This is a genomic window from Anaerovibrio sp. (assembly GCF_051866355.1).
Classification (GTDB): Bacteria; Bacillota; Negativicutes; order Selenomonadales; family Selenomonadaceae; genus Anaerovibrio.
The window spans coordinates 1,552-12,734 of sequence record NZ_JBJDWZ010000104.1 but is presented as its reverse complement, the minus strand read 5'-3'; the positions used below and the strand labels follow the sequence as shown (position 1 = coordinate 12,734).

Below are 11,183 nucleotides of genomic sequence, written 5' to 3'. Positions count from 1 at the left end.
CTGGGCCGCCCGGAGGATATCCTCATCGGCATCAGCACCTCCGGCAACTCCACCAACGTCATCTACGCCGTACAGCTGGCCAAAACCCTCGGCCTGAAGACCATCGGCCTGATTGGCAACCGCCAGTGCCGCATGCAGAACATCTGCGATATCGTGATTGCCGCCCCGGAGATGGAAACCTACAAGATTCAGGAGTACCATCTGCCAATCTACCACATGCTCTGTATCGCCGTCGAAAACGAATTTTTTGAGCGGTAAAGCCGGACGCCTATGCTGTTATGGCTTATTCTCCCAAAATTACCGGGCCGAATACGCCATAGCAGCAGCCAGAAGCTCCCCTGCAGGCTTATTACCTGCAAGGGAGCTTTTATTTTTTTGCCATTTTCCTACCAATTGCTGTCACGCTTCCAGAAGCCCGGCTGCAGCATGGCCAAAAAGGTGAAAATCTCCAGCCTGCCGATTACCATGCACAGACAGCACACTATCTTCGTCACATCCGGCAGGTCATAAAAGGTGTAGGCCGCACCAAAGGCCACGCCCATGTTGCCCATGCAGGAAAGCCCCAGCATGATGGAATCCACCACCGGCAGCCCGTCAAAATTGAAAAAGCATGCGGCCACCAGGGCGAGCATCACATACAGGAAGAAGAACCTCGCCACCCGGAACACCACCGTGGAGGACTGGCTCTGGTCCTCCAGCCGCACCCTGGCAATACTGTTGGGGTGCAGCTTTTCCTGCACGATCGTCCCCACCATCTTCCAGAGAATAATCACCCGGGAAATCTTCATGCCGCCCGCCGTGGAGCCTGCACAGCCTCCTGTCAGCATGGCCATGATAATGCAGAACTGGGAAAAGGCCGGCCACTGGTCAAAGTTGCAGGTGCCAAGTCCCGTGGAGGTCATGATGGAGGCCATCTGAAAGGCCGCATGGCGAAGGGCCGTATCAGCCTCCAGCCCCATGCTGCTGGTCAGGTTCATCATCACCAGCGGCGTAACAATCAAAAACATCAGCATGTACACCCTGAACTCCGTATCCCGCAGGATATGGCGGTAGCCCTTTTTCCAGCCCAGAAAATACAGGCCGAAATTGCCGCCGCCAATCAGCATGAACACAATCAGCACTATCTCCACAGGCAGGCTGTTGTAATCACCGGCACTGCCGTTGGTGGTGGCGAAGCCGCCCGTGGCAATAGCCGACATGGCCAGATTTACCGCGTCAAAAAGGCTCAGGCCGCACATCAGAAGCGCGGTCAGAAGCACTACCGAAAAGGCCACGTACATTATCAGGAGGGCGTTGGCGGTTTCCTTGATGCGCGGCACTACCCGGCTCTCCGAGGGGCCTGCCCCCTCTGCATTGAACATCCGCGCCGCACCACTGCCCGGCTGTGGAAAGAGGGCGATAAAGAGGACGATTATCCCCAGTCCCCCTACCCAGTGGGTAACGCCCCGCCAGAGAACAAGGCTCCGCGGCACAACATCCAAATCGCTGATGACGGAGGCTCCCGTACAGGTCAGGCCGGAAAAGCTCTCAAAAAGGCTGTCCACCAGATTCAGCTGATGGGAGGCCAGAAAAGGCAGGGCCGCCACCACAGGAATCAGGAACCAGGCAATGCCGGTAATGGCGATTCCTTCCCGCAGGGTAAGGCTTTCATGCTCCAGCTTGCCGTGATTGTAGAAGTAGACCGCCACGCCCAGGCTCACCAGAATCGTTCCGGCAAAGTCCATGGCACAGTCCTCCCCCCACAGAAGCGCCATCACGAAAGGCACCCCCAGCGAGAAGGTGACAAAGAACTGCAGACGCCCAAGGACATACGCAATAACCCTTAAATTCATCGCATCTCACCTACCAATGCCTTTCCTGAAGCCCCTGCCAGACCCCATGCACAATCAGCAGGAAGGTAAACACATTTACCTTGCCTATTACCATCAGCATGCTGCAGTACAGCTTTACCCAGTCCGGCAGGTTCCTGACCTCGCCGGCGTCCAGATGGAACATCATCATAGGCCCGGAGCTGGTAATGCAGGCAATAGCCACATCCATGGTCTGCTGCATGTCCAGTCCCGACAGGGAAATCACCAGCAGGGACACCAGCAGGGTCACGAAGAACATGAAGAAATAGCCCAGAATACGCTCAATAATCTTCTGGGGCACTGCCTTGCCGTCCATCTCGATGTGCACCACCATATTGGGGTGCAGGGTACGCTTCAGCTCCGCCAGGGAGCTTTTCAGAAGCACCTGCAGCCGGAAAATCTTGAACCCGCCGGAAATGGAGCCGATACAGCCGCCAATCAGCGCCATGCACATGAGGAAGAACTTGTCCACATCATCCCAGTGGTACATGCCGTCCGCCATAATGCCGTTGGTACAGCCGAAGGACACCACATGGAAAAGCGCGTTGCTGATGGCATCCCCCACATCGTAGAATCCTTTCAGATAGAGGTGCAGGGCAATAATCGCCGTAAAGCACAGCACCAGAAGTCCGAAGATTTTTGTTTCACTGCTCTTCCAAGTCTGGCGCACCGCCCTTATCTCCTTGTGGTCAACCGCCTGCCAGTAGAGAAGGACGTTGCACCCGGCCGCTATAATGCCCAGAATGGCCGTAACGGCCACCCAGCCGCTGACGGTTATCCTGGCGTCAGGGGTATAACAGCCGCCGGTGGAGATAGTCACCAGCGACATATTTACCGCATCAAAGGCCGACAGGCCGCACATCTTGTAGAGCAGGATGCCGCCCAGCGTCACCAGCAGATAGACCCTGAGCAGTCTGACGGACGTCCTGTTTATCCGTTTCAGGGTAATGGCCCCCGTGCGCATATTGCCTGACAGGATAAACGCCGTGCCAAAACAGCCGCTGGTGCCGGGCAGTACCGTACTGAGAAGAAGCAGCACCATGTAGCCGCCCAGCCACTGGGACAGGCTTCGCCACAGGATAATGGCGTTGTCCGCCTCATAGGGAAGATCCATGACACCGGTAGTCGTAAAACAGGAGATACTGTCAAAAAACGCGTTGGCGATGCTCAGATCGCCGTCAATATAATAGGGCAGGCCGCCAAAAACGGACATCACCCACCAGCACACGGCCAGAAAGGTCGCGCCATCCAGCACGCTCAGGCTTTCCTTGTAGCTGCTGCCGGCCAGCCCTATGAGCCAGATTCCCGTCAGCAGGGCAATCAGCACCGAGGCGGCAAAGGCTCCGGCCGACTGCTCATAGCCGTGATAAAGGCTGTAGCAGAAGGGAATCAGCTGCAGTCCGCTGCACATGAGGATTACCCTGCCCATCAGCAAAAGAACCAGTCTATTCATCTTCAGCCGTCAATCCTTTTGAAAATATTTCAGCACATTCTTGGAGTGCTTTATCTGCACAATAATAATCGCCCTGTCCCCCGGCATCAGCACCGTATGGCCGTTAGGCACGAAGGTTTCACTTCCCCGCACGTAGCCGCAGACCAGGCATTCCCGCGGCAGGGACGCGTCCATCAGCTTCTTGCCTGCCACCCTGGCGCCATCCTGCACCACCACCTCGATGGCCTCGGCCTTTGCACCTTCCAGCAGGGAAACGGACACGATGCCGCCCCGCCGTACAAAGGCCAGCACCTCGCTGGCAGCCAGGAACCGCGAGGACAGAACTATATCCACGCCCACCTTTTCCATCAGTTCTATATAATCATAGCGGTTTACCTTGACAATGGTCTTCTGCACCCCCATGTGCCTGCCCATCAGGGCCAGCAGGAGGTTCAGCTTGTCATCGTCGGTCAGGCATATCATCACATCGGCATCGGCAATGCCCTCCGACTGCAAAAGCTCGATGTTCGTGCCGTCGCCGTTGATGGCCATGCTGTAGCCGGAAAGCCGCTCGGCAATCAGGCGGCACCTTTCCCGGTTGATATCAAAAATCTTGACCTGCACATTCTGCTTGTCCAGCTCCTGAGCCGTGAACCGCCCGGCGCGCCCGGCACCGATAATCACCGCCCGGCTGACCTTTCTGGCATCGCTCCTGACCAGATTCTTGCTGAAGCTCTCGATGGCGCCGGTTTCACCCACGAAATACACGTTGTCATGGGGCATCAGGCAATCATCGCCGTGAGGCACAATCATGCGGTGGTCGCGGAAAATCATGGCCGCCAGAATGGACTTGGGTATGTCCAGATCCTTTAACGGGATTTTGGCCAGCGGCGATTTGCGGCGCACCTTGGTCTCAAAAAGCCGCACCCTTCCCTCGGCAAAATCCTCCACGTTGAGGGCGGCCGGCACCATGAGGATGCGATTTATCTCCATGGCGGTAATATACTCCGGGTTGAGCATCAGGTCAATGTCAAAATTGGCCTTGAGGTACTCCTTTGCCTCTGACATAAACTGCATATCGCGGATACGGGCCACGGTATGGACGACGCCATGCTTTTTGGCAAGGATACAGCAGACCATGTTTACCTCGTCACTGCCCGTCACGGCAATCAGCATATCCGCCCCCTGCACATCCGGATCATCCATGGTGATAGGGCTGGAGCCATTGGCGGCTATGGTCAGCACATCAAGGTTTTCCTTGATGTTTGACAGCTGGCTCTCCTCCTTGTCTATGACCACAATATCATATTCTTCCTGGGATAAAAGCTCTGCTATGCTGTATCCCAGCTTTCCTGCGCCTACAATTACTACACGCACAACACTTCACCTCAAAATCAGCGCCTGTCACTGCGCATCATAATCCTCACTCTGCATACCTACTGCATATAATGCACTCTACATATATTACACTTTTTTACAGAATATTTCCAGCTTTCCGCCGACCTATCAGCAACAGTCTGAACAGCGTGCACAAAATGAAAAGCTCTTCTTCCATGCCATCAAAGCATCGCACATCAGCTACGGCAAGCTGGAATTTACTGCCGCAATAAATTGGCCCGCGTAATCCCCACACTGCCAAACCGCTTGTTTATGCTGTCAATCGCCTCATAGAGCTTTTCCTGCTTCTCATTGTCCGCGGCAAAAAGCGACATTTCCTCATGGGCATCAAAGCCGGAGGCGGACACCCCCAGCAGGCGGATACCGTAAAAAATCCCCAGCTCCCGAAAAAGCTCCCGCGCCGCCTGATAAATATCGTTGTCAAAGCCGGACATCTCCGCAAGCTGCTTCTGCCGCGTAAAGGTGGTAAAGTCAGGCTTGCGCACCTTGATATGGACAGTCTTGGCACGGACTCCCGCCTGCCTGAGCCGCCAGCCCACCTTGACCGAAAGCTCCAGAAGCACCTGCTCCGCCGCCTCCTGCCCCTGTATGTCCTCCGGAAAGGTAATCTCATTGCCGATGGATTTGGCCGGCTCACGGGGAGCCACCGGCCTGTCATCCAGCCCGCGGGACAGATGATAAAGCTGACTTGCCATGCTCTTCCCCAGCCGCCTTTCCAGCTGATGGTAATCCGCCTGCCGCAGCTGCCCGATGCGCACGATCCCCATATCGGCCAGCACCTGATTTGACTTTTTCCCTACGCCCCAGATGCGTCTGACCGGCAGCGGGTCAAGCACCTCCTGCACCCTGTCAGCCTCAATAATCGTCAGGCCGTCAGGCTTCTCAAGGTCCGATGCCAGCTTGGCCAGAAACTTGTTGGGGGCGATGCCGGCCGAGGCCACAATCCCCGTCCTTTCCCGAATCTCCTGCTTCAGCTTCATGGCATACTGCCGGGGGCTGTCCATCAGCCGCTCCATGCCTGTCAGATCAAGGAAGGCCTCATCAATGGACAGCGGCTCCACCACCGGCGAATACCTGTCAAATATCTCAAAAATCTCCCTTGAGACCTCCCCATACCGCCGGAAATTCCCTTCCACAAAAATGCCCTGGGGACAAAGCTGCATCGCCCTGGCCGTAGGCATGGCCGAGTGAACGCCAAACCGCCTGGCCTCGTAGGAGCAGGTTGACACCACGCTGCGCTTGCCCAGCCCTGCCACAATCACCGGCTTGCCCCGATACTCCTCGTGATCCAGCTGCTCGACGGAAGCATAAAAGGCATCCATATCCACATGCATCACCAGCCGCCCGGCCATCTGCCATCCCTCCCCATAGCTCTGTAAAACGTCAAAATAAAACTTACAATCGTTTTATTTTATATTATACAACATACATACGCAAAAGCCAACAAAAAAATACTGCCGGCACAGCAGGCACCGCCAGCCGCCCTCCGACAGCATAGTTCCGCTGCGGAGGAATGCGGCCGGCAGGCCCGCCATATCAGCAGTATAGCAATTTAAGATACGATAATATTAATAATATTGACAGTGTTCATGCCCTTCTCAGGCTTCTTCCCTGAACCTGTCCACAATGGTGGCACAAGCCGCATCACCGGTGATATTTACAGCTGTGCGCAGCATATCGAAGATACGGTCAACGCCAAAGAGAATTGGCAGGGCATCAATCGGAATACCGGCAGATACCAGCACCGCCACTACCAGCAGGGTAGGTCCCGGCACACCGGCCTGACCCACGGCTCCCAGGGTGGAGGTGATGATGATTGCTACATACTGGGCAAAGCTCAGCTCAATACCGTACATCTGGGCAATAAAGCAGGAGGCCATGGCATAATACGCCGCATTGCCGTTCATGTTGATGGTAGCGCCCAGTGGCAGTGCAAAGGAAACCGTGCCCTTGTTCAGCCCGAATTCCTTTTCACAGGTGTTCATGTTCAGCGGCAGGGTAGCCATGGAGGAAGCCGTGGAAAAAGCAAATACCTGGCATTTCCACATGCTCCTGAAAAACTGCACATAGCCGATTTTCCTGGAGAAAAGTGCCACGGAACCGCCAATCATGCCGTAGGTGACAACAGCCAGCACCACCACGTACAGTCCTACCAGCTGCATGATCTTCACCAGCACATCATAGCCGAAGGTGCCGGTTGCATCCGCCATCAGGGCAAACACGCCCACAGGCGCAACATACATAATTGCAGTCATTATCTTGATAAAAATTTCCGTGAAATAGTTGAAAATCTTCATCATAAATTCCTTTTTCTCATGCTCCAGCGTAGACAGGGCGAAGCCTACAAACAAGCCGAACACAATGGTCTGCAGGATGTTGCCCTCCACCAGCGCCGCAAAAGGATTCACCGGCACGAAGCCGATAACGGTTTCCCAGAAGCCCGGAATGGAGCCGCTCTGGGACATGTCCACGTCGATGGCCGCTCCGGAAATAGCCGACATGTTGATGCCTACGCCCGGCTTCACCAGCTCGCTGGCCAAAAGGCCCAGCCCTACTGCCACTGCCGTGGTAACGCCGTAATAGATAAACGTTACCGCACCAATCTTGCCGGCACTCTTTGAGTTGCCCAGAGAGGCCGCCCCGCCTACCAGCGAGAAGAAAACCATTGGCACAACGACCATCTTGATGAGCGTCATGAACAAATCGCCCACCGGCGCCAGCACATGAGCTTCCTTGCCCATGAGCAGTCCGGTCACCGCACCCAGCACAGTGGCAACGATAATCCACTTGCCAAGACTGCCCAATCCTGAGCCTTCAGATTTTTTTGACATAATCAGTCCCCCTTCGTAGAACCGGCAGTACGCCACCGGGCGCACTGCGACAGGAGAAAGCGCCCCCTGCAGCCTTCTCCCCAAAAATAATTCACAGCATCTATATTATACCATGTTATTGTATACTTTTCTCGCAGGCTGGACAAAAAAAGCATAATTCTTATATAATAAATAGGAAAGAATCTGACAAAGGTGGTATTGTATGACAGACATAACGCAGGAAACAGTAAAAGCCTTCAAGCCCGTGCTACGGAAAAGGAAGAAAGCCAGGGACTGGATAAAAAAATATTTTCTCCTTCTGCTGGGCTCCCTGATTTACACCACGGGACTGGAAATATTTCTGGTACCCAACAACATAATTGACGGCGGCGTGGTGGGTATTTCCATCATGGCCAGCTATCTGACCGGCGCCCCCTTCGGCGTGTTCATGATTCTCCTGAATCTGCCCTTTCTGTACATGGGCTACAAGCAGATTGGCAAATCCTTTGCCATCTCCACGGTGGTGTCCATTGTGGCCATTTCCGTCCTTTCCATATATTTTGAACCGATTCCCAGCATCACCGGCGACTATTTTCTGGCGGCCATCTTCGGCGGCATCATCACCGGCGCCGGCGTGGGGCTGATTATCCGCCATGGCGGCTCCCTGGACGGTACGGAGATTGTAGCTATCATTGCCGACAAGAAAACCACCTTCTCCGTGGGCGAGGTCGTCATGTTCTTCAACCTCTTCATCCTCGGCTCGGCCGGCTTCGTATTCGGCTGGGACAAGGCCATGTACTCACTGGTTGCCTACTTTGTTATCTCGAAGATGATTGACATCGTGATAAAGGGCCTTGATGAATCCTATGCCGTCATGATTGTCTCTGATGAGAATGAGGAAATTGCCGATGCCCTCATGCACAGGCTGGGCCGCGGCGTCACCTTCCTGCACGGGCAGGGCGCCTACACCGGCGATGCCAAAAAGGTGCTGTACTGCGTCGTTACCCGCCTGGAGGTAGGCAAGCTGAAGGATATTGCGCTGGAAAAGGACGAAACGGCCTTTGTTACCATCAATCCGGTACATGATATCGTGGGCGGACGTTTCAAGAAGAAATCCATCCACTGACAGCCTGAATCCACGTACGGAAGGTGTGTGCATATATCGGCCGGCAGTGCGCGTCTGACTGCCGGCTCGCGACACAATGGGGATGCTGCAATAATTTGTTTTTTTGCGGCATCTCTTTTTTTACTTTTTCTTTGCCTTTATTGTACATTTATTTCTTATTTATTCGCTAGGATATTTACACTAAAAGCGGACTATGATAAAATATATTTACATTATTTTTTGACGATTTTTCAATTTTATCATACGAAATGAAAGTTTTTTCTTTAATTAACTAATTTTTTTTGCAAAATCCTTGATTTTTGCTCCAATAATGTTCATAATAACTAGTGGAATTTGAACTAGTAAACTAACCATTGTCTAGGGGGAAATTACATGTACCGCGATAAGGACAAGCTGGCCATCAATGTCGCCAAGCTGTATTACCGTTCTGATTATAGTCAGCAAAAAATTGCCCAGGAACTGGGCGTATCAAGGCCTTCCATTTCCAGGCTTTTACAGTATGCAAAGGACAAAGGCTACGTAAATATTCAGATTGTGGACCCGGTGGAAGACATGAGCCACATGGAACAGCGCCTGAAAGAGAAGCTGCACCTGAAAGATGTAAAAATCGCCTCCACCACCATCAACGACGAAGAGGAAATCAAAAAATATATCGGCATAACTGCCGCCCGCTACCTGGATTCCATCATCAAGGACGGTGACATTATCGGCGTCGGCTGGGGAACGACCCTGTACAACATGTCCCAGTCCCTAATTCCAAAGACCATCAAGGGCTCCCAGGTCGTCCAGCTGGAGGGCGGTGTCAGCCATTCAGAGTGGAACAACTATGCCCGTGAGATACTGGAGAGCTTTGCCGCCAATTTTGATACGGTGGCGCAGTATCTGCCGCTGCCTGTTATCTTTGACACAAAGGAAACCAAGGAGCAGGTGGACAAGGACCGCTACATCAAGCGGGTGCTGGAGCTGGGCCGCCATGCCAATATCGCTATTTTCAGCGTAGGCACGGTACGTCCGAATGCCCTTTTCTTCCGCCTGGGCTATACGGGCATCGAAGAGCAGGAGAAAATCCAGAAAAGCTCCGTAGGCGATATCTGTTCCCGCTTCTTTGATGTGGAAGGACGCATCTGCAACCGCGATTTGGACGACCGCACCGTAGGCATTACCCTGAACGAGCTGCGGGACAAGGAATTCAGCATCATGATTTCCGGCGGCGAGGCAAAAATCAACGCCATCAGGGCGGCCCTCAAGGGACGCTACGCCAATGTGCTGATTACCGACCAGTTTACCGGCAAGGCGCTTTTAGAGGATTGAGCCGCCTGCCACAATACACTGCCTGATGCTATCATGACAGCTTGAGACATGACTGCCGCCTTTGATGCTTTCATCGGGCGGCAGTTTTTATTAACTTGTTTAACAAAATACTGCATTATTTTGTCAATCTAACGGGAAAAGAGCTGATTTTATGAAAAAACTCGCGTACATCAAGGACATTTCCACAGGCATAGAAACAATCAGCTATGAGCATGTGAATATTGCTTATCCCCTGCACACGCACATCGGGCATATTGTATTTGGCATTGTAACTGATGGCATAGTCGGAGTGCAGATTGACCGGCAGGAATGCCTGTGCCACAGCGGGGAAATATTCTCCATCGCTCCGGATGTGCCACACGCCATTTATCCCGCATCTGATTTTTACTCCATGATAAGTATATGTGTGCCGCAGAGGGACAGCATCGAAAAGGAGCTGAACATCATAAAAAGGGATATCATCGGCAATCCGGAGCTGGAAATCAGCATTGCCGACATGGCAGAAAAGGTACACATCAGTCCCTATCACATGATAAGGAAATTTGCCGGTGAAAACGGACTAACTCCCCACAAATTCCAGATGCAGTGCCGCATCCGCAAAGCCCAGGAGCTGCTGGAGCAGGGCGTCAAGGTCATTGATGTGGCTGCGGCCGTCGGTTTTTGCGACCAAAGCCATCTGTGCAGGGTTTTCAAGAAACAGGTAGGAATTTCGCCGGAAGAATATTCAAAATCAGCAATTTTGTACAAGCCGGAAGGAAAATAAAATACTAGAATTGTCTTATAAAATTTCCTTATAAAAAATGAAAGCGAGGACATTTCTATGGGCAAGAAAGTATTTGAAGCATTTAACAATGGCAGGCTGGTATTGCCGGATAAGGCCAGCAGCTTTGGGCAGATTGGCTGGTCCAAGCATCCAACGTTTGAAGGCGTGGAATTAAAGCACATCGTCACAGGGGCGGAAACCGGCGGCCAGTTCAGCTACCATCTGGTAAAAATCGCCCCCGGCAAGGCCATCGGGAATCACATCCACGAGACACAGCTCGAAACCCATGAGGTTATTGCAGGCTCAGGTATCTGCATCAATGATGGGGCGGAGCTGAAATATGAGCCGGGAGTGATATCCATCCTGCCGGCCAAAATCCCCCATCAGGTTTTGGCGGCAGAGGACGGGCTTTATCTGTTTGCCAAGTTTATGCCGGCGCTGTGCTGATGCGAAGCAGGTTACGTCTGAGTTATGCTGATGCAAGGCAGGTTAT

General features: G+C 53.1%; 10 protein-coding genes. 5 read left to right on the top strand and 5 right to left on the bottom strand.

Annotation, left to right across the window (positions count from 1 at the left end):
* Window positions 1-258: SIS domain-containing protein (locus tag ACI3UA_RS05685; RefSeq protein ID WP_439723863.1), on the top strand; the 258-nt coding region annotated here is incomplete at its 5' end.
* A 128-nt stretch (window positions 259-386) separates the two neighbouring features.
* On the opposite strand, the gene ACI3UA_RS05680 is transcribed toward ACI3UA_RS05685, so the two are convergent.
* The 5 genes from ACI3UA_RS05680 to ACI3UA_RS05660 form a co-directional block, all read right to left on the bottom strand.
* Window positions 387-1,832 (bottom strand): TrkH family potassium uptake protein, encoded by a 1,446-nt coding sequence (locus ACI3UA_RS05680; RefSeq protein ID WP_439723862.1) that lies wholly within the window; start codon window positions 1,830-1,832, stop codon window positions 387-389.
* Window positions 1,833-1,842: 10 nt separating this feature from the next.
* Window positions 1,843-3,303: a TrkH family potassium uptake protein gene (locus ACI3UA_RS05675; protein WP_439723861.1), complete on the bottom strand. Its 1,461-nt coding sequence runs from the start codon at window positions 3,301-3,303 to the stop codon at window positions 1,843-1,845.
* A gap of 9 nt (window positions 3,304-3,312) precedes the next feature.
* The gene (trkA, locus tag ACI3UA_RS05670; protein WP_439723860.1) at window positions 3,313-4,659 is read right to left on the bottom strand and encodes a Trk system potassium transporter TrkA; all 1,347 of its coding nucleotides are present in this window, start codon (window positions 4,657-4,659) and stop codon (window positions 3,313-3,315) included.
* A 218-nt stretch (window positions 4,660-4,877) separates the two neighbouring features.
* The gene (locus tag ACI3UA_RS05665; protein WP_439723859.1) at window positions 4,878-6,032 is read right to left on the bottom strand and encodes a DNA polymerase IV; all 1,155 of its coding nucleotides are present in this window, start codon (window positions 6,030-6,032) and stop codon (window positions 4,878-4,880) included.
* Window positions 6,033-6,278: 246 nt separating this feature from the next.
* The gene (locus ACI3UA_RS05660; RefSeq protein WP_439723858.1) at window positions 6,279-7,511 is read right to left on the bottom strand and encodes a dicarboxylate/amino acid:cation symporter; all 1,233 of its coding nucleotides are present in this window, start codon (window positions 7,509-7,511) and stop codon (window positions 6,279-6,281) included.
* 202 nt (window positions 7,512-7,713) lie between these two features.
* On the opposite strand from ACI3UA_RS05660, the gene ACI3UA_RS05655 reads away from it, so the two are divergent.
* From ACI3UA_RS05655 to ACI3UA_RS05640, 4 genes are all read left to right on the top strand, one after another.
* Window positions 7,714-8,616, top strand: coding sequence for a YitT family protein (locus ACI3UA_RS05655; RefSeq protein ID WP_439723857.1), 903 nt, complete (start codon window positions 7,714-7,716; stop codon window positions 8,614-8,616).
* Between the two features lie 372 nt (window positions 8,617-8,988).
* Window positions 8,989-9,927 carry a sugar-binding transcriptional regulator gene (locus ACI3UA_RS05650; protein WP_439723856.1) on the top strand — a complete coding sequence of 313 codons (939 nt, stop codon included), beginning with the start codon at window positions 8,989-8,991 and terminating at the stop codon, window positions 9,925-9,927.
* Between the two features lie 151 nt (window positions 9,928-10,078).
* Window positions 10,079-10,690 (top strand): helix-turn-helix domain-containing protein, encoded by a 612-nt coding sequence (locus tag ACI3UA_RS05645; protein ID WP_439723855.1) that lies wholly within the window; start codon window positions 10,079-10,081, stop codon window positions 10,688-10,690.
* A 57-nt stretch (window positions 10,691-10,747) separates the two neighbouring features.
* Window positions 10,748-11,137, top strand: coding sequence for a cupin domain-containing protein (locus ACI3UA_RS05640; protein ID WP_439723854.1), 390 nt, complete (start codon window positions 10,748-10,750; stop codon window positions 11,135-11,137).
* Window positions 11,138-11,183 lie beyond the last annotated feature (46 nt).